Genomic DNA, 21,667 nt, shown 5'->3' with positions numbered 1-21,667 from the left:
AACGACCGCATCGGTCACCCGAGCGGGTGCACTTCGTACCTCGGAACGCTGATGATCCCCTCGTCGCTCACGAGGCCGCACAGCGCCGGGTCGAGCAGGACGTCGGCCACGCAGCGCTGCTCCGACCCGAGGGCCATCAGGCCGCCGATCAGCCGCACCCCGTGGCTGTAGTCGGCGTAGGTGTCCTCGTGCGGCAGCCGCCGCCGGAGCGACGTGTCCAGCGGCTGCCACGGCTTGCCGTCCGCCTTGTAGAAGCCGAAGATCGCCAGCCGGCGCGCGTGGTGGTGCAGCCGGTTGGTCACCACGACGTCCTTCTTGTGTCCCGCGAGCAGCTCGCCGAGCTCGCCGACCCGGTGCTGCTCGATGGCCAGGTGGTGGTCACGAAAGCGCTCCACCTTGGTGCCGTCCCGGGGATCGAACGGGATGGCCGTCTGCTTTCGCGAGGCGGCATAGATGTCCTTCACGAGCTTCTTCGTCGGCAGCACGCAGCCGCACGCATCCGCGACGCGCTGGGCGGTGACGCCGGTGAGCGGCATGCGCAGGAAATCGGTGTCCGGGCCGATCGCCAGGTAGTCGGCGCACACGTACACGACGCCCCGCTTTCCGTCGGGCGCCTCGACCGTCACGCGATGGAAGCGGCGCAGGAAGCTGGGCACGTTCCCCCGCAGCACCTCCTGGAGGAAGAGCTCCTCCCGCGCCGCGAGCGACAGGCCCCGGACCTGCTCGTAGAACCTCGTGCCGGTGAGCGCGCCCGGATCGCGCGGCGGCAGCCAGTCGAGGCCCGTCCCGTCGAACACGGGCGCCAGCCGCGCGGACCCGGGCTGCGCCTGGCTCGACGCGAAGAACGCCACGGCGCCCCCGGCGTCGTTCGCCCGAGCCGGCGCGACCGGCTCGGGGGTGGCGGTCACCGTGAACCGGAAGCCGCTCTCCGCGAACGTGTAGCTGCGGGCGCCGGCCGCGTCGTGGCCCGGCGTCGCCATCGCCGCCGGCCCGCCCGCAGCTCCCTGGAGCTCTGCCTGCGGCGCCGCGGCGCGCCCCGCGCCTCCCGCGGCCGTCCCCTGGCCGACGACGCCCAGGAGCGCGCGGCCCAGCGCGCGCGGCAGCTCGAGCGCGCAGGGCGGGCGCGGCAGCGCGCGCTGCATGGCGTCGCGCGTCTCGGGCCCGACCGCGCCGGTCACGGGCAACCCCATCTCCTGCTGGAAGATCCGCGTGGCCGCCTCGGTCTCCGCGCCGAACTCGCCGTCCGCGCCGAACCGCGGCAGGAGCCCGGCGCGCCACATCGACAGGTGCTGTTGCCAGGCCTTCACCTCGGGCCCCTTGGCGCCGCGCGCGAGCCCGCCGCCGGGCGGCGCGGCGCCGTAGTCGAGGCCCGGGATCCGGCCCGCGTGCGTCCAGCCGCGGTCCAGCGCCGGGAACACGCCGACGCCATGCGCGGTGTCGCGCGCCTCGATGGTGCGGCCGTCGCCCAGGCTCATGGCCACGTGGGCGTGCTCGGGGCGCCCGCCCGTGAACGGGTCCGCCGAGAAGCGGAACAGGAGGGCGCCGCGGGTCGCGATCGCCGTGTCCACCGGCATGAGCAGCCGCGCCGCCTTCACGTGGCGCGCCTGCATCCAGGAGCCGTCAGGCATCGTGGGCTCGACGGCGAGCTGGGCGCAGCCCCACTCGATGAGCTCGGAGCAATCGAACGCGGAGGGGTTGGGATCGGTCAGGCGCACCTCGTGCCCGAAGATGTATCTGTCGTCCGCCTGCGAGAGCAGCTTCTGGCAGAGCGCGTCGGCCGTGGGCAGCGGCTCGGACGTCACGGACCCGGCCTCGAGCCGGGCGAGGCGCCGCAGATCGCTCACCGTTCCATTGAACAGGTTGGCGTCCACCGTGTTGGTCCGGATGCCCGGCATCACGGCCTTGGCGGTGATCTGCCAGAACGACCACGCAGACCAGGGGTCCCAGGACCTGAGCGGCTTCCTGTGCGCCCAGTCCGCCCATTCCTTCGGGTTGGCCGGCGGCCTCGCCCGCACCGAGTCGAGGCCGTAGGTATAGTTCGCGATCCAGAGCGGGCAGTCGACGAACTCGGAGCTGCCGCCGAGGTGATCGTGCCAGAAGTTGTGGCGGGTATAGAGGATGACGGAGCGGCCCGGGTAGCGCGACTTCACCTCCTGGACGAAGCGACGGGTCCACACCTGAAGAGCCAGGGTGTCCTGCGACGTCCAGACATGGCCGCTATTGCCCGCATGCTGCGTCTCCTCGAGGTCGAGCACGATGTCGAGCTCCCCGGGCTCGAGATCGCCGACCGCGCTGCATAGCTTCTGCGCCTGCGCGGCGGCGTCGAGGCGCGGCAACGCATAGTGGTAGTACCCCCGGAGGAGCCCGCAGCGCGCGGCCTCGGCCCGGTTGATTGCGAACTTCCTGTCGACCCCCTCCGTCCCGTACGTCGCCCGGATGAAGACGAAATCGAGCCGTGAGGCGAACGCGTCCCACTGGATATTTCCCTGGTGCACCGAGACATCAGCACCGCTCAACATAGGCTCCCATCTCCCCCGCACGCGGGGAGCGCGGCCTCGTGTCCGAGAGCCGTGCTCCGCGTGCGCGCCCTTACGCTCATGTCGCGCTGCCCGGGCGACGTGATCCCCGGGGTAGCTCAATTGCTATCGCAGGGCAGCGCGTCCGTCGAGCCAGGTCGACGCCGCGGAACATCCGTCCGTGCGGTCATGGTGGCTGTGGCGACGGTGAAGGCGGCACGATGGCCGAATCCGCTGGTCACATGTCGTTGGTGTGCACGAGCTACCGGCGCGGCGAAGGCGGGCAACGCGATAGCGCGCTTCAAAGGAAGGAGTCCTGCAATACCTGCTGCGGAAAGGTCATGCATTGCGGACCGGGCATTGCGATCGGCACGGGTCCCAACGAGCTGTCAGGGAATGCGACGAGCCGCTGCGAGCCCGCCCTCCACGGCGTCACCCCTCGCCCGCCGTGTCGACCGCCGCCGCGAGCACGAGCGCGGCTCTGCAGCTGCCGCCCCTCCTGCGCTGGCAGCGCCCTGGCCTGCTGGCGAAGCCGCCGAGCAGCGCGGCCCGATCCAGGCCCGCGCCCGGCCCTCAGGGCCCCTGCTCGCCGTCGCTCCCCCCGCCGAACCAGCGCTGGAGCGTCCGCCGATCGACGCCGAGCAGGGCCGCCGCCCGCTGCTTCTTGCCGCCCACGCGCCGCAGGACGACCTGCGCGTACTCGCGCTGGAGCTCGTCGAGCGTCATCAGCCGATCCGCCGCGGTGTCGAGGAAATCCGGCGCGCCTCGCCGCGCGCGCACGCCCTCGGGGAGGTCGTCCGGGGAGATCCGCGCGCCGTCGCAGAGCGCCACCGCCCGCTCGATCGCGTTCTCCAGCTCGCGGACGTTGCCGGGCCAGTCGTACGCGAGCAGGCGCTTCACCGCCGCGCCCGAGAACCCGGCGATCGGCTTGCCCGCGTGCGCGGCCGCCCGGGCCAGGAAGTGCTCGGCCAGCGGCAGGATGTCGTCCGTGCGGTGCTTGAGCGACGGGATCGCGATCTCGATCACCGCGAGCCGGTAGAAGAGGTCCTCGCGGAACGCGCGCTCGGCGACCGCCGCGCGCAGGTCGCGGTTCGTCGCCGCGATGACGCGCACGTCGACGGGCTCCGACGACACCGCGCCGACCGGGCGGACCTCCCGCTCCTGGAGCGCCCGCAGGAGCTTCGCCTGGAGCGGGAGCGCGAGCTCGCCCACCTCGTCGAGGAACAACGTCCCTCCGTCGGCCTCCTGGAACATCCCGGGCCGGTCGCTGCGCGCGTCCGTGTAGGCGCCCTTGCGCACCCCGAAGAGCTCCGCCTCGATGAGCGACTCCGGGATCGCCGCGCAGTTGACCGCCACGAACTTCCTCCCGCGACGCCGGCTCTCGCCGTGGAGCGCGCGCGCCACGAGCTCCTTGCCGCTCCCGCTCGGGCCGCTCACGAGGACCGTCGCGCGGCTGTCGGCCACGCGCCGCACGAGCGCGATCACCTCCTCGATCGCCCGGCTGCGCCCGACCATCCCCGCGATCGAGAACCGCTGCGCGACCTCCGAGCGGAGGTCGGTCAGCTCGACCGTCATCGCCCGCTGCCCGAGCGCCCGCTCCATGCGGAGCGCCATGTCCGCGGGCTGGAACGGCTTCGGCAGGTAGTCGAACGCGCCGGCGCGCATGGCGCGGACCGCGGTGTCGATCGAGCCGAACGCGGTCATGGCGATGATCGCCGTCCGGGGATCGAAGCGCGCGATCCGCTCGATGAGCTCGATCCCGTCCATCTCGGGCATGCGCACGTCGGTCACGACGAGGTCGAACTCCCGCTCTTCGAGCAGCGGGAGCGCGAGCAGCGGCGCGGTCAGCGTCGCCGGCTCATGGCCCATGTCGCGGGCGATGTCGGCCACGAGCTTCACCATCTCGAGCTCATCGTCGACGATGAGCACCTTCGCGCGGGCGCTCACGCTCGAGCCTCCGCGCGCGCGGGCAGCGGCGCGGACACGGCGCGCGGCAGGGTGACGCGGAAGCAGGCGCCGCCGTGGTCCGTCGGGGCGAGCTCGACCGAGCCGCCCGCCTCGCGCACGATCCCCTCGACGATCGCCAGGCCGAGGCCGGTGCCACCGCGATCGCCCTTCGACGTGAAGAACGCCTCGAAGACGTGCTCGGCGACCTCGCGAGGGACCCCGGGCCCGCGGTCCTCGACCTCGAGGGCCGCCTTGCGGGCGTCGACGGTCTGGAGCCGCACCGTGATCTCGCCCCCGCGAGGCTGCGCCTGCGCCGCATTCAGGCACAGGTTGAACGCCACCTGGAACAGGTGGTCCGCGTCGAGCACCACGTGCAGCGGCGCCCCGTCGTGCTCGATCCGGGTCGCGACGCCGCGCTGCCGGCACTCCGGCCCGAGGAACGCGAGCACCTCGCGCGCGACCTGGGCCACGTCGCTCCCGCGACCGAGGAGCCTCGGCGGCCGGGCGACCGAGAGCAGCCGCGCCACCACGCGGGAGATGCGCTCGGATTGCGTCGCGATCGTCTCCAGCTCGCCGCGGGCCGGCTCGGGCCACCCGGGCTGATCGGCGAGGCGGCGGGCGCGCGCCAGGATGACGCTGAGCGGGGAGCCGATCTCGTGGCCGATCGAGGCGACCACCTGCCCGACGGCCGACAGCGCGTGCGCCTGCTGCAGCTTCCGCTCGACGGCGGCGCGGGCGGCCTGCTCCTGCTCCAGGCGGGCGCGCGCCTCGGTGAGCGAGGCCGTCATCGCGTTGAACGCCCGCGCGAGCCGCCGGAGCTCCTCGGCGCCCGCCTCGGGCACCGTCACCTCGAGCTCCCCGCGCGCCACCCGCTCGACGCCCGCCACGATCGCGCCCGCCGGGCGCCCGACCGTGGCCCGGCTCGCGAACGCGGCGATCAACGCCACGGCGCCGAGCAGCGCGGCGCCGGCGAGCGCCAGGCCCCGGTTCGAGCTCCGCGCGAAGGCGTCCAGGTAGCGGAGCTCCCGGACGACGACGGCGACGACCGACAGACCCCGCTGCGAGAACGTGACCGTGCGGACGAGCGCCCGCCCTCCGCCGAGCATCCGCTCCTCCTCGATCTCCTCGCCCGTCGCGAGCGCCCTGCGCGCGAGCGCCGCGAGCTCGGCCGACTCGCCGGCGATGGGATCCGTCACGAGGATCGGGCCCCCGCGCTCGTCGAACGCCGCGATCCCGAGGATGCGCTCGGCCTGCGCGAGCCGCTCGATGCGCTGCTTGAGCAGCTCGACCTGGCCGCGCTCGACGGCCCCACCGATCGCCGCCTCGACCAGGCTCGCGTGGTGGCGCAGCTCGGCCGATGCCTGCCGGCGGAGGAACTGGTGCCGCGTCGTGTGGATCACCGCCCCGTAGAGCGCTACGGCCAGGACGATCGGCACGAGGAGCATGAGCCAGAGCTGGAGCGTCAGCCCCATCGCGCTCCGTCTCTCGTGGCTTTGCGCGTTCATGCGATCCATTGTCCCAGAGGCGACACGATGTCGCATCTCAGCGGGCCTCGCAGGCGCCCTCGCGGCAGAGCTGGTCGGACCGGCAGTCGCGCGTGTCCCGGCACCGGGGCACGCACCGACCCTCGATGCACCGGTCCCCCGGGCTGCATAACGAGCTCGAGACGCACTCGACGCCGCGGGAGTTGATGCAGTACGCGAGCCCCTCGACGGGGCGCTGACACTCGCTGTCGTCGGCGCAGGGCGCGCCGCGTGGCTCCGGAGCGCAGCCCGCCGCCGCAGAACCGGCCATGGCGGCGAGCGCGGCGAGCAGGGGGAGCGGGGCGGCGTCCGTCCTTTTCTTCATGCATGGGCGGGCAGCAACTCCCGAGCCAGCTGGGCACGGATGCTGCTCCAGCACGGGCACGCGGCTCTCGGGCGCGAGAGCCCCGGCGCGCGACGGCCGCCCGAAGGGGCTCCGCGCTCCGTCAACGCGTGCTGGCGACGATTGCCGGCGGGCTGCGGGGCGCACCGACGCTCGCGTGCACGCCCGCTCTGGAAGGCGACGGTGATTCCGGAACTCCTCATCAAGCGAACTCTCCCGGTAATCCTCGGCGGGATGATCATGACGGCTGCGTACCAGCAGGCCTCCGGGATCTCGTACCTCGTGGAAGAAGCGTGGCTGTCCGGACTTCCGCGGCCGCAACCGCGGCCGCAGCCGCAGCCGCAGCCTCGGCCTCTCCTGGACGACGGCGATCATACGACCAGCGCGACAGCCATCCTGGCGCGGAACCCGTTCGACTCGGTGACAGGGCCCCTCACGCCGAAGCCCGCCAGCCAGGAGGAGGACGAGGCCTCCGCCGTGGGCGCCGATCCTCTGTTGGATCCGATCTGTGAGGGCGCGCGCGTCCTCTTGATCGCCGCCTCGGAGGATCCCTCCTGGTCCTTCGCCACGATCGCGGCCGGGCGAGGGGAGCCGCTCCTGCGCCGGGAGGGCGACGCCGTCGAGGGCCGCTCCGTCGTCGCGATCGGCTGGGATCGCGTCTGGCTCGCCGAGCCGGGGGCGCGGTGTCAGGTCCGCATCGGCGACAACCGGGGCGCGCCGCGCGCTTCGGCTGCGCCGCCGCCCGCGGCGCCGCGGCCGAAGCGCGGCGCGCTCCCGCCGGAGATCGCGTCGAAGATCCGGAAGGTGAGCGACCGCGAGTTCGTGGTCGACCGGACGGCGATCGAGCTGGTCCTGGAGAAGCAGGGGGAGCTCATGCGCTCCGCGCGGATCGTGCCAGCGCGGGAGGGGGAACGCGTGATCGGCGTCCGCCTCACCCGCGTCGCGCCCAACTCGCTGCTGACCGCGGTCGGCCTGCGCAAGGGGGACACGATCCGCTCGATCAACGGCTTCGACATGACCGACCCCCAGAGCGCGCTTCAAGCCTACGCCCGGCTGCGCTCGGCGAACAACCTCGCGATTTCCCTCCAGCGGGGGGGAAAGGACATGACGATCGATCTCCGGATCCAGTGAGCGCGCCCTTGCAGGTCCATGACCTCGACCTGGTCCGACGCGGACGACCCCTCCATGCCGGCGCCGCCTGCTCGCGATCGAGCGGTTTCTCGAGCGCGAGCCGAAGGTGCGGGACGAGGTCCGCTCCCTCCAGCTCGCCGTGCCCACGCGGGAGATGGCCGGCGCGTACACGGACTTTCGGCGGCTCGTGCACGAGAGGGTCGGACGCGGCGTCGTCCGAAGGCGCCCGCGCTTTCCAAGAAGAGCGCGGCGGAGCGGCGCGTGATAAGCCCGGCCATGGATCAGCACCCCAGCCGTGAGCCGCCGCTCGAGGAGCCGCCCGGGGGGGCCATCCCGGTGGCCCTGCAGGACCGCATCGCAGCCGCGTTCGGCATCGAACCTGAGGGTCGCGAGGCCATCGTCCGGAGCATGCTGGAGCGGAGCGCCAGGGGGGCAGCGGGCTACTGGCTCCAGCTCTTCCTCGCCATGGGCATCGCCTCGCTCGGGCTCGTCCTCGGCAGCGGGGCGGTCGTCATCGGCGCGATGCTGATCTCGCCGCTCATGGGGCCCATCGTCGAGCTCGGGATGGGCCTCGCGATCGGCTCGCCTTTCCTGGCGCTGCGCTCCTTCGCCCGCGTCGCCTCCAGCGTCATCGCCGTGGTGACCAGCGCCGCGCTCCTGACCTTGGTGCTGCCGTTCTACGAGGTGACGGCGGAGATCGCGGCGCGCACCTCGCCGACCGTGCTCGACCTGCTCATCGCGATCTTCTGCGCGATCGCGGCCGCCTACACCACGGTGAGACCCGGCTCGGACACGACCTCGACGGCCGCAGGGACCGCCATCGGCATCGCGCTGGTGCCCCCGTTGTGCGTGATCGGGTACGGGATCGGCACGCGGATGAAGAACATCGCGAGCGGCGCCGCGCTGCTCTTCACGGCGAACCTCTGCGCGATCCTCCTGTTCGCCATCCTCTGCTTCCTGCTCCTCGGCTACGGCGCTGTCAGCACCGCGAAGCTCGAGCACGCGGAGCTCGCGAAGCAGAAGCCGGGGGCCATCCGCCGTGCGGCGCGCGCGTTCCAGGTCTTCTTCGAGCTCCGCCACGGGTGGATCTTCCGCGTCCTGATGCCGCTCGCGCTCCTCGGCGCCGTGTACTTCCCGCTCCGGGAGGCGCTCGCGCGGGTGTCGTGGCAGGTGCGTGTCCGCACGGCGATCCAGCGCATGCTGGACGCGCTGCCGCAGAGCACGGTGCGGTCGAGCGTCACCGTCGACCATGGCAGCGTCGCGGTGCGCCTGGTGACGCTCGGGCGAGCGGGCGATGCGGAGAAGCTCGAGCACGACCTGCGCGACAGGATCACCGCCGTCGCGGGCATGACGCCCAAGGTCGACGTGATCGCCGTCCCCGACGCCAGCGCGCTGGAGGAGGTGGCGGCGTCGGTCAGGGCGCCGCCCGCCCCCATCGACATGGTGCGCAGGGGGCCCGATCTCGTGCAACTGCGAGAGGAGCTCACCGCGTCGCTCGCGGGATCGTGGCCCCACGCGGCCGGGCCGCTCGTCACGTGGCGGCTCCGGTTCCCGGAGAACGAGCCGGTCCTGCTGGAAGCCGTCCATGTCGGGCCAGAGCTCGGCGCCGCGGCGGCTGACCTGCTCGGGCGCGCGATCTCGCGGGATCTCGGCGCGGAGGTCGCGGTGCACGATCGCGCCATCTCGCCCGAGCTCATCGCGGCCGAGCCGGCAGGCGGACGCTCCTGGATCGAGGAAGCGCGGGCCGCGCTCGCCTGGGTGGAGGACATCGAAGAGCTGTACGGATGCGTCGAGGTGCCCCAGAAGGTCCCCCAGAGTCCGAGGGAAAAGCCGAACGAGGAGAACGAGGAGATCGAAGCGACGCTCGAGGCGCTCCGGTCCCTGCCGGCGCTCCGCACCGATCGGGTGCACGTCCGTGAGGGCGCGCGGTGGCGGGCGGTCGTCTCGACGTCTCCGTGCGCACCGCCGGAGCCCGCGCCGGCCGATGCCGGCGCCCCGATGGACCCCCGAGCTCCAGCGGAGGCCGCCGCGGTCGCTCGCTGAGGCCAGTCGCGCGAGGGATCCGCTCACGGCGATCATCGCGGATTGGGCCGGTGCCGGTGCCCTGCCGCGGACTGGCCGGGCGCCCTGCTGCAGCTTGGCCGGGGGCCCTGTTGCGGCTGGGTCTCTGATCCTGCTCTGGATCGGTGGAGCGCAATTCGAGGTGCAGTGTGGATTGTGAGCTGGCCGCGGCGCACTGTCGGGTCCGGGGGGTGACGGATGACGCGGGATGCTCTCGAACGCGCTGCAGTGACTGCCTATCTCGCCGCGCGGTACGGCGCTGCGCTCTGCGACTCGGACGTCGAGCTCCGCCCGCTCGAAGGCGGGCTCTGCTCGGACGTCGCGCTGGTTACCGCGCGGCTGCGCGACGGCGGGCGGCGGCGCCGTATCGCGCTCGTGGCGAAGCTCGTGCAGGGCGTGACTGCGCGTGAGGCGGCTGTTTACCGGCGCCTCGCGACCTCCGTCGCGCGGAGCTTCTCGCCCGAGCTGCTCGGAGCGCAGCGTCTCGGGCGTCGGCGCTGGCTCCTCTACCTCGAACAGATCGTGCCGGCGCACCGCTGGCCCTGGACCGACAGCGCGCCCACCGCCCAGGTGCTCGAGCGGCTGGCGAGACTCCACGGGGAGGCGACGCAGGGCGCTTCCCTGCCGGCGTGGGATCATGACGCCGAGAGGCTGGCGGCGGCGCGAGGCACCCTGATCCTCGCCGAACGCCTGCGCCCTGGCGAGGTCCCCGCGCTCGCGCGGGCGCTGCCCGCCCTGAGGCGAGTCGTCGTGGCGCTGCCCGCGATGCGCCGCCAGCTCCTCGCGTTCCAGCCTCTCGGCAGCGCCACGATCCACGGCGACGTGCACCCGGGCAACGTGATGATCCGCCGTCGCGGTGGCATCACGGAGCCCGTCCTGCTCGACTGGGCGCGCGCGCGGGTCGGCTCGCCGCTCGAAGACGTGAGCTCGTGGCTCCAGGCGCTCGGCTACTGGGAGCCCGAGGCGAGGCGCCGCCACGACACGCTGCTCGCCGGCTACCTCGTCGCGCGCGGCCTCGCCCCCGTGCTCACCCGGCCCCTGCGCGATGCCTACTGGTTCGCGGCGGCCTCCAACGTGCTCGCGGGCGCGCTCGGGCACCAGCTCTCGATGGCGAGCCGGCCCGGGGCCTCCCCCAAGGCCCGCGCTGCCGCGACCCGGAACGCGACGGACTGGCTGCGCGTCATCCGCCGGGCGGACGCCTGCTGGCGCTGACATGCGCGCGGTCGTCAAAGAGCAGCGAGACGCCGCGGTCCGCGCGAGCGCGCACGGCGGGCAACCGTGCAGACGTCGTTCGGTGAACTGGTGGCTCCTCCGGAGAGGCATCAAAGAGAAGATGTAAGGATGGATTGCGCGGCGCGCTGTGAAAAGCGGGAGACGCGGGACATCGCTCCCTCATCCCCGCGCCCGGACGAGCGGCGTGAGCCACTTCTCGACAGCCGAGCGGGCGTTAAGCTTCCTTCATGAAGCTCGGCGCACGGCTCACCACCCACGCATTCTCGGCCGGCGCCGCCGGGATCAGCTTCGTCGTCCAGCCGCTCCCGGGTTCGGACCAGCTGTTCGTCATTCCGATCCAGTACCTGCTCGCGGCGTCGCTCGCGAAGGAGCGAGGCACGTCCCTCTCGAAGCCGGCGTGGTCCCAGGTCCACCAGCTCATCTGGGGCGGCGGCGCCCTTCGTCTCATGATCGGCTTGACCCTGGGGCTGATCCCGCTCGCCGGCGCGGTGACGAACGCGATCACGGCGCTCGTTACGACCGAGTACCTCGGGCACTACGTGGACAGGGCCCTCGACAACCCGGACAAGCCGCCTCCTGACCTGTCGATCCAGGATATCCTGGACTCCATCACGTCCCTCTTCACCACGCGAGCGCGGTAGGCAAGCGGTCCCTGGGTCGAGCTCACCTGCGGCTCTTGAAGCCGAAAGGCGAGCTCCCCCAGACGGCCCTGCGCAGGTGTTCGGTCGATGAGCCAGCCCGGCCGCATCAAGGCCCGCGCGAAGACGGGATACGCGCCCGCCGCGCGAGCTCGCCCGGGAGCGCGACGAGCAGCACGCCGACGGTGATCGTCGCGACGTCGGACCAGTCCGCCCTGAACCCGCCGAGCGTGACGAGCATCGTGGTCGCCGCGGCCGGCGCGTGCTGGGCCTTGAGCAGCTCCTGCGAGAGCAACGTCAGGGCCACGGCGAGGACGGACGCCCACGCGCGGCGCCACAGCAGGTGTCCGGAGCCCATCACGGACGGCTCGGCCGCGGCGCCGAGCACGGCCACGGCCGCAGCGGCAGCCACGATACCGAGCAGGTGGCCGACGAGCGTGTTGTAGAGCCGCGCGCCCGGGCTCCGCGGCGTGGTCACATGAACGAACACGGTCGGCCCGAGGCTCGGGAATAGCCACGGCTTGCCCATCACGAGGCCGACGGCCGCAGGGAGCGCCATGAGCGCCGCCCCGGCGAGCGGAGCCCAGACGGCCTCCGGTAACCTGGCGAGGCGAGCGCGCGCGGCGTGGAGCCTGGGTCTGGGTGCGGTGCGGTTCATCATCGGCCAGCGCTCGCCCGCGCCTTGGTCCGGGATCATCCCTCCTGCCGTCAGAGCGGGACGCCCAGGGTCTGCGGCGCATGCGCGCCCACCTGCGTCAGGAGCCACGCCTGCTGACGATGGGTGTTCTCCTCGATCCTGTCGCAGCTCGCCATGAGCGCGCGATCGAGCAGCATCATGGCCGTCTTCTTCACGGCGACGAGCGTGATGTGCAGGTCGGCCGCGAGCACGTACAGCTCGTGCAGCCCCCGGAGCTGCCCGAGGTGGCCTTCCCTGGCCCGGTTCAGGCGGATCTTCTCCGGCAAGGAGCCGAGCTCGTTCGCGTCGCCGGCCGGCGGGGCCGGGTTGTACGGCCGCGCCGCCGGCTCCAGCCACGAAAGCGACTGCCGCGAGATCTCCTGGAGCCGCGAGAGCCCCATCGACAGCTCGCCTTCGTTCAGCGCGTGCTCGGACGCGGCGTCGCACGCCACGATGAACCGCTCGTGGGCCAGCCGGAGCAGGCCGAGGTAGTCGGCCAGGCGCTGTCGCTCGGGCGCGTCGCCGGAAGGGCGCGTGATCGCCGACGCGATCGCCGAGGCCGCGGCGCCGGCCCGCTCGACGACCCGCTCCGCCGCGCCGGCGACCTTCGCGACCGCGGTGCGGGCGGCGCTCACCTTCTGCAGCCTGGCTGCCGCGAACTTCACGGCCGGCTGCTTGCTCACCGGGTCCCAGGTCGTCATCGTCAGCTCGTTCGCGGCCCGCGGCCGCCCGTCCGGCTCCGCCCCGTCGGTCCCCTCCTCGTCCCAGTACCCGTAGTGAAACGGGATGAACACGTGTCTTGGGAGGATATCCCCGAGCCTCGCCGCACCGCGCACCCGGCCACGGCGGGTGATGACGTCGACCATGTCGCCCTCGCTCACGTCGATGCGCGCGGCGTCCTCGGCGCTCATCTGCACGAACACGTCCGGGGCCGCCGCCTGCAGCGCCGGGGACCGGCCGGTCTTCGTCCTCGTGTGGAAATGGTAGATGAGCCGCCCGGTCGTCAACCAGAACGGATACTCGTCGTCCGGCGACTCCGGCGGAGCAAACCAGTCAGCAGCCTTGAGGATCGCGCGGCCCGCCGGGTCGTTGGAGGCGTACTGCTCGCGCGTGACCGCCGCGCCGGTCTCGATGTCGTGCCCATAGCTCCCGCACTCGTCGATGCCGGTCGGGAAGCGCAGATCCGTGTACTGCCGCTCGGTCCCGTCCGGGTGCTCGTCGTTCACCGGCCACTGGATGCCGGAGCCGCCAGTGAGCTTGGCATACGTCAGGCCGGTGTAGTCGCAGTTCTGACCCTTGGTGCACGCGCGCCACGCGTCGAACGCGCCCTCGGGCGTGTCCCACTTGATGAGCGGTTGACCGTCCCTGTCCGTGAAGCCCATGCGCCGGGCGAAATCGATGAAGATATCCATGTCCGGCCGCGCTTCGCCCGGCGGGTCGACGGCCTTGTACGAGATGTGCACCGTCCGATCGGTGTTCGTGAACGTGCCGGTCTTCTCCCCCCACATCGCGCTCGGCAGCACCAGGTCCGCGAACCGCGTTGTCTCGGTCGGAAAGACGTCCTGAACGACGACGAAGAGATCCTCCTTCGCCAGCGTCTTGCGGATGCGGGGCAGGTTGGGCATCGAGACCGCCGGGTTCGTGGCGATGATCCAGAGCATCCGGATCGACCCCTGCTCGGCCAGCCGGAACAGCTGGGTGCAATGGGTGTGGGGCGCGAAGGTGGGGATCACGTCCGGCTCGACGTTCCACACGCGCGCGAGGTCGGCCACGTGCGCCGGGTTCTCCATGTTGCGGAACGCGGTGAACTCGCCGTCTGCGCCGGTCTCGCGGGTGTTCTGGGCGGTCGGCTGGCCGTTCGACTGGATCACGCCGCAGCCGGGTTTGCCGATCATGCCGCGGATCAGGACGAGGTTGTTGACCTGGCACGCCGCGGCCGTGGCCTCGTGCGCCTGGTAGATGCCCTGGAGCGCGGTGGCCAAGAGCCGCTCGCTCGTCCCGAGCAGGTGCGCCGCGGCGTTCAGCTGATCCACGGGGACGCCGGTGATCTCGGCCACGCGCCGGGGCGGGTACGCCGCGACCTTCTCCCGCAGCGCCGCGAACCCGACCGTGTGCGCGTCGACGAACGCCTGGTCCACATGCCCGTGCTGGATGATCAGGTGCATGAGCCCGTTCAGCAGCGCCACGTTCGTGCCGACGCGCAGGGCCAAGTGGACGTCGGCCTCCCGGGCGGTGTCGGTCGTCCGCGGGTCGATGACGACGAGCCTCGGCGGGTTCGGGCCCCGGCGGCGGTCGAGGATGTGCATCCACGACACCGCCTGCGTCGCCGCGATGTTGTGGCCGACGTGCAGGATGCAATCGGCGACGTCGAAGTCCCGGTAGCTCGACGGCTGCCCATCGCGGCCGAACGTCTCGCGGAGGGAGCTGCCAGCCGTGGCGGTGCACAGCCGCGTGTTCCCATCGATGTGGTTCGTGCGGAGCCCGGCTTGGGCGATGACGCTGAGCGTGTAGTAGTCCTCGAGGAACAGCTGTCCGCTGTTGTAGATGGCGACCGCGCCGGGCGTGTACCGGGCGACCACGTCCTTGCACCGGCGGGTCAGGAGCTCCATCGCCTCGTCCCACGTGGCCTCGCGGAACGTGTTGCCCGGCTTCTTGCCGGTGCGGATCAGCGGCCGGGTCAGCCGGTCGGGGCTGTTGTTGGCGACCCAGCCGTTCAATCCCTTCGGGCCCAGCCGGCCGCGGTTGACGACGTCCTCTGCCCGGCCGCGGACGCCGACGATCCTGTTCCCCTTGACGCCGATATCGAGCCCGCATCCGTTCGTGCACAGCACGCAGCAGGACTGGACCCACCGCTCCGGCTCCTCGTCCGTCTGCTCGTCGACCCGTGCTGGCCACTGGTGCTCACCGAAGTACGGCGTCCGCTCGCCCCACGGGCTCGTCACGCTGTTGCGTGTCTGGTGCATGCTTCGACTCCTTCCGCGTCGTCCTGCGTTACGCAGCGATCATCAGACCCATTCCCCTGCGAACAGCGGCGTTGCCCGGCGATTGCCGCAATCCATCCGGAGGCCCTTGCTCCGGCGGGCCCTGCCTTGCGGAGCATGGATGTCCGGGAGCTGCTTCTGCCCGATCACGATCAGCCGGTAGAGGTCCTTGTCGTCCGGCCGCAGCACGGCAAAGAGCCGCTGGACGTCGTCCATTCCCTCGACGTCACCGAGCTCCCGTTCGACCTCCGGCCGATAGAGGAAGTAGATATCGCCGCGCTCGAGCGCCTCCGTCACCTCCCCACCTCCTTCGGCTCGGTCCCGGCGGAGCAAGCACTGAGCGTGCCGCCTGCGGCCGGGGGACCCAGCTCAAGGGTCACCGCCGCCCGACGAGGTAGGCGGCGAGCGGTGAGGTGCCTTGAAGGCGAGCGCCGCCCGGCTCAGCGCCGGAGCGCCGCCGCCGCCCGCCCCGAGACGGCGGTTCCGCTCACGACGACGGCCGCCCCCAGCTCGAGGAGGGCGACGAACGTGAGCACCATGGGATAGATGCCGACCAGCGCGAGGATGCCGAGCACGACCGCGGCGGCGCCGACGAGCGACTGCAGGCCGGCGGCGGCCATCGACGCCTGACGAGCGACGTAGGCGAGGTGCTGGTGCGCGCCGTGAGTGTCGAGCGCGCCGAGGTCCGCCGTCGCGCCGCCGCCGAGCAGCAGCGCGCCGCCGAAGACGATCACCGCGATCGAGGTCAGCGTCATGGGGGCGAGGCCGAGGAGCGCGAGGATGCCGAGCACGACGCCGGCCGCGCCGCAGACGAGCTCCGCGCCCAGACCGCCTCCGAGCTCGCCGCGCGTGTCCCACTCGACGGGCGGCGTGGCGCGGGTCAGCGCGCCGAAGCGCGAGGCGATCGCGCCGCCGTGCGCGATCAGCGCGGCGCCGAAGACGATCGTGGCGATCGAGGCGAGCTCTCCTGGGATGATCCCCGTCAGCCCGATGATGGCGAGGACGATCGTCGCCGCGCCGCACAGCACCTCGGCGAGCGAGCCGCCGAGCACGACCTTTGACGCCGCCTTCTCCTCCTCTGGTATGCGCCGCGCGCCTGACAGCGGCGGTACCTGGCGCTCCGGCTGTGCAAACCGTTCACGTTCCTCGGGTCCTGGTGTCGGCATCTGCATGATTCTCCCGTCCTGTGGTGAGGCTTCGTCGCGCTCACGCGCGCTCGGACCTGCACGTGCTGCGCCGGCCTCACGTGAGGAGGCGCCGCCAGGGGGCGCTGCGCTGGGCCGCTGCGCGCCGCGCGGAGGCCCCGGCGATGGCCGCCGCGCACAGCGCTACGGCGCCGAGCGACCAGCGATGGATGTCGAACCAGAGCTCCGGGCGAGGCCTTGGCGCGCCGGTCGAACGGGCCGCGTGCTCCGAAGTCCCACGGCGCGGGTGCCCACAGGTTGTCGAGGCGATTCGGGTCCACGGGCTCATCGGTCTGCTGTCGCGTGTACCCGACCTTCGCGAGCCAATGATCGAGCAGCTCCGGGATCGCCCCCAGCGTCTGGGCGGGCGCGGCGGCTCCTGCACCGGAGGCTCAGCCGAGCAGGATCGGTGTTTCGTCTGCGCGCGTGGGCCTCGTGGTCGCCTCCAGATAGGCCTTTCCAATGTCGGCCTCGTCCACGAACCCGACGATCGCGCCCTCGCCGTCGACGACCGGGAGCTCGCGGACGCCGTGCGCCACCATCGCCTCGATCGCCGTCCGCAGATCGTCGGCGACCGTCACGGCCACCGGCGGTTGCATCGCGTCGGCCGCCACGGTCATCCGCTCGAGGTCGTGCTCCACCGCGACGATGCGGAGCGATTCGCCGGTGATCATGCCGACCATCTTGCGCGACGTATCGAGCACCGGGAAGACCTCCTGCCAGCTCGCGTCGGCGGCTTGCCGGAGCATCTCGCGGGCAGGCGTCCCCGGCGCGAACGTCACCAGCGTGCGCTCCTCGATCATGATCTGCCGCACACGGATGGTCTTGAGCACGTCGAGCGTCGGCACCGGGTGCGCGGGAGACTCGCGCTGGGTCGGGAGCTGCGCGTGGTAGAGCGAGTGCTTCCGCAGCGCGACGAAGGCGACGCCCTCGGCGAGCATCAGGGGGACCAGGAGGTCGTAGCTGCCGGCGAGCTCGCAGACCATCACGAGGGAGCTCACCGGCACGTGCGCGACGCCGCCGTAGAAGGTGCCCATGCCCACGAGCGCGAAGGCGCCCGGATCGATGCGCGGATCGTTGAAGAGCAGCGCCGCCGCGCGCCCGAACGCGCCGCCGAAGAGCCCGCCGATGACGAGCGATGGCGCGAAGTCGCCGGCGCATCCGCCGCTGCCGAGCGTGAGCGACGAGGCGACGACCTTGGCGGCGCAGAGCAGGAGCATGAGCTCCACGCCGCGCCAGCCCGGGTGGAGCCACGGCGCGCCGGTGATCGCGACCTGGACCGCGCCGTAGCCGCCGCCGAGCAGCCCGAGCCCTTGCCCGGGGCTCTCGATCCTGTGGCCGACGAACCAGAGGACGGGCACGCAGAAGAGGCCCAGCGCGAGCCCGCCGAGCCCTGGGCGCGCCCAGGGGGGGACCGGCAAGCGCGCCGCGAGCGCCTTCACGCCGCCGAGGCACTTCAGGAAGCCGATCGCGACGAAGGCCAAGAGCAGCGCGAGCAGCGCGTAGAGCGGGAGGTGCGACGGGATGAACGCATACTTGGGCGCGTGCGCGAAGAGCGTCGATTCGCCGAAGAACGAGATGAAGACCGAGTAGGAGACGACGCTGGCGAGCAGCGCCGGGATCAGCGCCTCCGCCTCGAAGTCGTCGCGGTAGAGCACCTCGACGGCGAGCAGCGCGGCGCCGAGCGGCGTGCGGAAGATGGCGGACATCCCGGCCGCGACCCCTGCCAGCATCAGGATGCGATGCTCGCGCCGGCCGACCGCGAGCCCACGCCCCACGAGCGAGCCGAGCGCTCCTCCGATCTGCATCGTCGGCCCCTCGCGACCGCCGGCGCCGCCCGAGCCGAGCGTGAGGATCGACGCGATCGCCTTGACCCACGCGACCCGCTTGCGCATCCGGCCGCCGTGGTGGTGGAAGGCCTCGATCATCGCGTCTCCGCCGCCGCCCGCGGCCTCGGGGGCGAGGCGCCAGGTGAGGATGCCCCCGGCCAGCGCTCCGAGCGCCGGGATCACCAGCAGCACCCAGAGCCGGACGCTCCGGTGCTCGGAGCCGTCGCCGCTGAAGATCGCCTCGCCGTGGGCTCGAAGCCGCGCGTAGCCGGCGAGGCGGCCGAGGAGCAGCTCCTCGACGAGCTCGAGGGCGCCGAAGAAGAGCACGGCGACCAGGCCCGCGATGGCCCCGACGAGCACGGCATGCAGGATCGTGCGCCCGACGAGCCGGAGATCGAGCGGCGCGATTTCCGAGATGAGCGCGGAGAACGGGCGCAACCGTCGCATCACGCCGGTGCGATTTCCTGGGACTGGTTCCGGCATGGCGATGGTCATGGTCGCGTCCGGGCGCGGGCGCAACGAGGCTGAGACAGTCCGGTGCACGCTGAGCACACCGCCCTGACGGACGCGTCACATCGCCCTGTCCGGGCCCGGAACGCGCGCGTCCCCGGTGGCGTCCAGTACATCCGAGAGATTGACGGGCTCGGCGGCCGATAGGGCGCCGAGAGGCGGCCGCGCCGCTGACGAGGACGCCCGGGTCCGGTCGCTCGGCCGTCTGTCCCTGCGCCCCGCGAGTACGGTGTGCAATTCGAGGTGCAGATCAACAGGAACGAGAGGCTAAAAGGAGAACGGCGGAGCCTCCCGCCGTCCTCCAGCTCCCACGCCTGGAATGCGGTCACGCTCCGGCTTGATCGGAACTGCATTTCCGATCTTTCGATCCAGCACCAAGCGCCCTGCCTTGTGCTCTCAGGCGGCAAGCTCCTCGCCGTTCTCCATCAGTCGCGCGCTGGCGGACCTCCATGACCACGACCAAGTTGTAGGTTCCTGGAGCCTGGCTTCGTAGCGCGCCCCCCGAACACGGTGAACTGCCCGAGCTCCAACGTGACATTCACGATCGTCTTGAAGCCCTGGATTCGGATTTGCTGCAGCATGATCTTTCGTCGGTTGCTGATGGGAAAGCGCGGCCTGCGCCGCGCGGCCGGATCGGCAACCAAGGAGAGATCATGCTCCCGAAAGTTAGAATCTGAGGCTTCAAGACGATCGGTCTGGATGGCTGGCGCACCGCCCTCGCTTCCCCTTCTGCTCGGCGATGCGTGACCCGCACCACGAGCCCGAGCGGAGCCGGTGCGTCGCCTATCTCGCTGCGCTGGCGAGGGCGAAGCCGTAGGCCCATGAGACCGAGGTCGCCCATGACTACGCCCCGTGGATCGCCAAGAGGCCTGTCCGCAGGAACGACGATGGCCACGCGTGCCCATCGTGGGAGCCGGCGCACTCGGCATCTAAGAGCTCGCCCGATGGCTTGCACGGCGCGGAGGTCTTCCGCAGCGACGTGCCCCCGATCGAGCCAACGTGCCCCCGGGCAGAGGGAGGCCGAATGGCCGCGCCGATCGCATGGCGGCGCAACCCGAGCATCGTCCTCGCATGCGCGACGCAGAACCACGCACATCCGTCGCGCGGCAACCGTGCTCCTTGCAGGCGACCTTGCGACTCCTGTTACATTGCGCCCGTGATCAGCGATCCCTTCGAGCTCCACGCCGGCGCGTTCACGCCCGCGGACCTGCGCGTTGTCTCGTTCCGCGGGCGTGAGGCGCTCTCCGAGCTGTTCTCGTTCCAGCTCGTCGTGCAGGCCACCCCCGAGCTCGAGGGCCGCGACGCCGAGCTGCTCGGCAGCCTCGCCGCCTTCGTCCTGCGCGATGGGCGCGGGGCCGAACGCCGCATCGAAGGCCTCGTCGACCAGGTGCGCGCGGACGCCGCATTCATCGCGCGGACCGGCCCGACCTGGCACCTGCGCCTCGTCCCCCCGCTCGCGCTGCTCCGGCGCCGGACCACGAGGCCTCCGAACCCAGAGCTCACCAGCTGCCGCCGGCTCCAACGAACTCAGCTTCGACGATACCGCCGGCGACGAGCAGATCTACATGCATGCGCAGCGCGACCTCGACGAGCGGATCGAGCGGCGCCGAACGACGTTCATCGGCGAGGACGAACAGACCGACGTGCGCGGCAGCCAACACAATCACGTCGCCGGTGAGCGACGCGAGCGTATCGGAGGAAGCCGGCGGGGCAACGTCGGCGGCGATCACGAGGAACGGGTTTAAGGCCACCAGACCGTGCGCGTGGACCGCGACCAGACGAACGAGATCGGATGGAGTCTCGAGCTGGAGCTACCGGAAGCCGCCAGAAGCGCGGTGCTCGTCGTCTGGATCGAGAGCTACCCGGAGGGGCCACGCCAGCCGCCAGCAGTGGACCCTCAGCCTGCGCGAAAGCGCGCCGGCGGACTCGGTGCCAGGCGCATCGCTCAGGCTGCGCAACCTGGGCTACTACGAGGGGTCGCTCCGGGATGACATGGCCGACCTACCCGAGGCAGCAGTGCACGCGCTCGTGGAGTTCCAGCGGGACCATGGCGTGGAAGAGACCGGCAAGCTCGACGCCGCGACCGTCGCCAAGCTGAGAGAGGCATATGGCCACTGAGGTCGCGAGGCGGGCGCGAAGGACGCAAACCAGGTCTTCTCGAGGTGTGTCATGAACTGGTCGGAAGGCGGAGGGGGCGCCGGCGGAGCGGGCGGGGGGAGCGATCCCCGGTTCGACGGTGCCGAGTGCGGACCGCAGGCGTTCAGTTATCAAGATCCTGACCCCCACGAGCCCGAGGCGCCGCAGCCCGAACAGCCGCCGGCCCCTCCTCCCCCGCCTCCGCCCCCGAGCACGTTACCCAAGGACCCGCCGCCGCCCGTCGCCGCGGAGGTCAGCCCCGGACCGGACAACCACATCTCGCAGGCGGCCGGCACGCCCTTCACCGATGCGCTGCCGAAGTGGGTTCTCGAGATCACCAAGACTGAAGACGTGGGAATCGAGGTCGAGTATCCCAAGGTTGGTAAAGAGCAAGGACCGAAAACCCAGCGGACCATTCGCTACTGGTTCCGGTTCCTCGGCGTTGGCTTCCAGGACATCAGGGACGTCAAGGGCGTCAATCGGGAGTTGCTGAAGAAGCTCCTACGCGCGCAGGAAGATCTGTACCGGCAGTACCGCCAAGAGATGGGGGCTCCGGCGGACGACGCTGACGATCAGAAGAAACTCAGAACCTGGTGCGGCACGAAGGAGCTCATCGGTGGCCAGGGAAAACGTGGAGGAGGGAATCACCGCGATGGAAGCGCCATCGATATCGAGTATACCGCCTCGCCCTGGGTACCGATCTTTGGGGGCAAAGGTTCAACTGGGGAGAGACACAACGGCAGTGATGAGTGGAGCAGGATCAACGTCTGGGAGCCGTGCCTCGATGTGTACAGGCGCGCCAGACTGTTCTGCTACGGCCACGAACTGAAACCGCGCAAGGCGAACGACCCCTCGCGGTCCTACGACAGCTTCAAGGAGACCCACGACGCGCTGGTACGTACCTCGCATATCGCTATCCCAGAGGCGCGCAGGGCGATCTGACGGAGGCATCCGAGGAC

The 21,667-nt window shown here is 71.6% G+C and carries 15 protein-coding genes and 2 pseudogenes; 8 read left to right on the top strand and 9 right to left on the bottom strand.

What is annotated here, in order from left to right; all coding sequences use genetic code 11:
• Positions 1-14 precede the first annotated feature (14 nt).
• From WMF27_RS41630 to WMF27_RS41615, 4 genes are all read right to left on the bottom strand, one after another.
• Positions 15-2,519, bottom strand: coding sequence for a GH25 family lysozyme (locus WMF27_RS41630; protein WP_437763344.1), 2,505 nt, complete (start codon positions 2,517-2,519; stop codon positions 15-17).
• Between the two features lie 570 nt (positions 2,520-3,089).
• A complete protein-coding gene (locus tag WMF27_RS41625; protein WP_437943490.1) occupies positions 3,090-4,463 on the bottom strand; it encodes a sigma-54-dependent transcriptional regulator in 1,374 nt (457 codons plus the stop codon).
• Positions 4,460-5,968, bottom strand: coding sequence for an ATP-binding protein (locus WMF27_RS41620; RefSeq protein ID WP_437943489.1), 1,509 nt, complete (start codon positions 5,966-5,968; stop codon positions 4,460-4,462). Before WMF27_RS41620 ends, WMF27_RS41625 begins: the two co-directional genes overlap by 4 nt.
• A 37-nt stretch (positions 5,969-6,005) precedes the next feature.
• Positions 6,006-6,311 carry a hypothetical protein gene (locus tag WMF27_RS41615; protein WP_437943488.1) on the bottom strand — a complete coding sequence of 102 codons (306 nt, stop codon included), beginning with the start codon at positions 6,309-6,311 and terminating at the stop codon, positions 6,006-6,008.
• A gap of 201 nt (positions 6,312-6,512) precedes the next feature.
• Here WMF27_RS41615 and gspC point away from each other — a divergent pair, with 201 nt between their 5' ends.
• From gspC to WMF27_RS41595, 4 genes are all read left to right on the top strand, one after another.
• Positions 6,513-7,460: a type II secretion system protein GspC gene (gene gspC, locus WMF27_RS41610; RefSeq protein WP_437943487.1), complete on the top strand. Its 948-nt coding sequence runs from the start codon at positions 6,513-6,515 to the stop codon at positions 7,458-7,460.
• A gap of 276 nt (positions 7,461-7,736) precedes the next feature.
• On the top strand, positions 7,737-9,503 hold the full coding sequence (locus WMF27_RS41605; protein ID WP_437943486.1) for a DUF389 domain-containing protein: 1,767 nt from the start codon (positions 7,737-7,739) through the stop codon (positions 9,501-9,503).
• Positions 9,504-9,749: 246 nt separating this feature from the next.
• Entirely contained in the window at positions 9,750-10,733 is a 984-nt protein-coding gene (locus WMF27_RS41600; RefSeq protein ID WP_437943485.1) for a phosphotransferase family protein, read from the top strand.
• Positions 10,734-10,981: 248 nt separating this feature from the next.
• Positions 10,982-11,395: a hypothetical protein gene (locus WMF27_RS41595; RefSeq protein WP_437943484.1), complete on the top strand. Its 414-nt coding sequence runs from the start codon at positions 10,982-10,984 to the stop codon at positions 11,393-11,395.
• A 106-nt stretch (positions 11,396-11,501) separates the two neighbouring features.
• On the opposite strand, the gene WMF27_RS41590 is transcribed toward WMF27_RS41595, so the two are convergent.
• The 5 genes from WMF27_RS41590 to WMF27_RS41570 form a co-directional block, all read right to left on the bottom strand.
• Positions 11,502-12,089, bottom strand: a complete 588-nt coding sequence (locus tag WMF27_RS41590; RefSeq protein ID WP_437943483.1) for an HPP family protein — start codon at positions 12,087-12,089, stop codon at positions 11,502-11,504.
• A gap of 11 nt (positions 12,090-12,100) precedes the next feature.
• A complete protein-coding gene (locus WMF27_RS41585) occupies positions 12,101-15,031 on the bottom strand; it encodes a molybdopterin oxidoreductase family protein (RefSeq protein WP_437943482.1) in 2,931 nt (976 codons plus the stop codon).
• A 42-nt stretch (positions 15,032-15,073) separates the two neighbouring features.
• Entirely contained in the window at positions 15,074-15,346 is a 273-nt protein-coding gene (locus tag WMF27_RS41580; protein WP_437943481.1) for a hypothetical protein, read from the bottom strand.
• Between the two features lie 143 nt (positions 15,347-15,489).
• Complete coding sequence (locus WMF27_RS41575) at positions 15,490-16,101, bottom strand: hypothetical protein (protein ID WP_437943480.1); 612 nt, start codon at positions 16,099-16,101, stop codon at positions 15,490-15,492.
• A 524-nt stretch (positions 16,102-16,625) separates the two neighbouring features.
• Complete coding sequence (locus tag WMF27_RS41570; RefSeq protein ID WP_437944557.1) at positions 16,626-18,509, bottom strand: chloride channel protein; 1,884 nt, start codon at positions 18,507-18,509, stop codon at positions 16,626-16,628.
• Positions 18,510-19,596: 1,087 nt separating this feature from the next.
• Between WMF27_RS41570 and WMF27_RS41565 the strand changes: the two are divergent.
• From WMF27_RS41565 to WMF27_RS41550, 4 genes and pseudogenes are all read left to right on the top strand, one after another.
• Positions 19,597-20,037, top strand: a pseudogene (locus tag WMF27_RS41565) (contractile injection system protein, VgrG/Pvc8 family); the annotation flags it as partial.
• 76 nt (positions 20,038-20,113) lie between these two features.
• Positions 20,114-20,317, top strand: a pseudogene (locus tag WMF27_RS41560) (bacteriophage T4 gp5 trimerisation domain-containing protein); the annotation flags it as partial.
• 184 nt (positions 20,318-20,501) lie between these two features.
• Complete coding sequence (locus WMF27_RS41555; RefSeq protein ID WP_437763355.1) at positions 20,502-20,690, top strand: peptidoglycan-binding domain-containing protein; 189 nt, start codon at positions 20,502-20,504, stop codon at positions 20,688-20,690.
• A gap of 51 nt (positions 20,691-20,741) precedes the next feature.
• Positions 20,742-21,650: a hypothetical protein gene (locus WMF27_RS41550; RefSeq protein ID WP_437763356.1), complete on the top strand. Its 909-nt coding sequence runs from the start codon at positions 20,742-20,744 to the stop codon at positions 21,648-21,650.
• Positions 21,651-21,667 lie beyond the last annotated feature (17 nt).

Origin of the sequence: Sorangium sp. So ce281 (assembly GCF_051527395.1) — a bacterium.
In the GTDB taxonomy this organism is placed as follows: Bacteria; Myxococcota_A; Polyangia; order Polyangiales; family Polyangiaceae; genus Sorangium; species Sorangium cellulosum_B.
The sequence above is the reverse complement of the archived record's forward strand: the minus strand, read 5'-3'. Positions and strand labels throughout refer to the sequence as shown.

Coding starts and splice junctions, on each gene's coding strand:
- WMF27_RS41630 (WP_437763344.1), bottom strand. CDS start 2,519: ATGTTGAGCGGTGCTGATGTCTCGGTGCACCAGGGAAATATCCAGTGG.
- WMF27_RS41620 (WP_437943489.1), bottom strand. CDS start 5,968: ATGAACGCGCAAAGCCACGAGAGACGGAGCGCGATGGGGCTGACGCTC.
- WMF27_RS41615 (WP_437943488.1), bottom strand. CDS start 6,311: ATGAAGAAAAGGACGGACGCCGCCCCGCTCCCCCTGCTCGCCGCGCTC.
- WMF27_RS41605 (WP_437943486.1), top strand. CDS start 7,737: ATGGATCAGCACCCCAGCCGTGAGCCGCCGCTCGAGGAGCCGCCCGGG.
- WMF27_RS41595 (WP_437943484.1), top strand. CDS start 10,982: ATGAAGCTCGGCGCACGGCTCACCACCCACGCATTCTCGGCCGGCGCC.
- WMF27_RS41590 (WP_437943483.1), bottom strand. CDS start 12,089: ATGATCCCGGACCAAGGCGCGGGCGAGCGCTGGCCGATGATGAACCGC.
- WMF27_RS41585 (WP_437943482.1), bottom strand. CDS start 15,031: ATGCACCAGACACGCAACAGCGTGACGAGCCCGTGGGGCGAGCGGACG.
- WMF27_RS41570 (WP_437944557.1), bottom strand. CDS start 18,509: ATGCGACGGTTGCGCCCGTTCTCCGCGCTCATCTCGGAAATCGCGCCG.
- WMF27_RS41550 (WP_437763356.1), top strand. CDS start 20,742: ATGAACTGGTCGGAAGGCGGAGGGGGCGCCGGCGGAGCGGGCGGGGGG.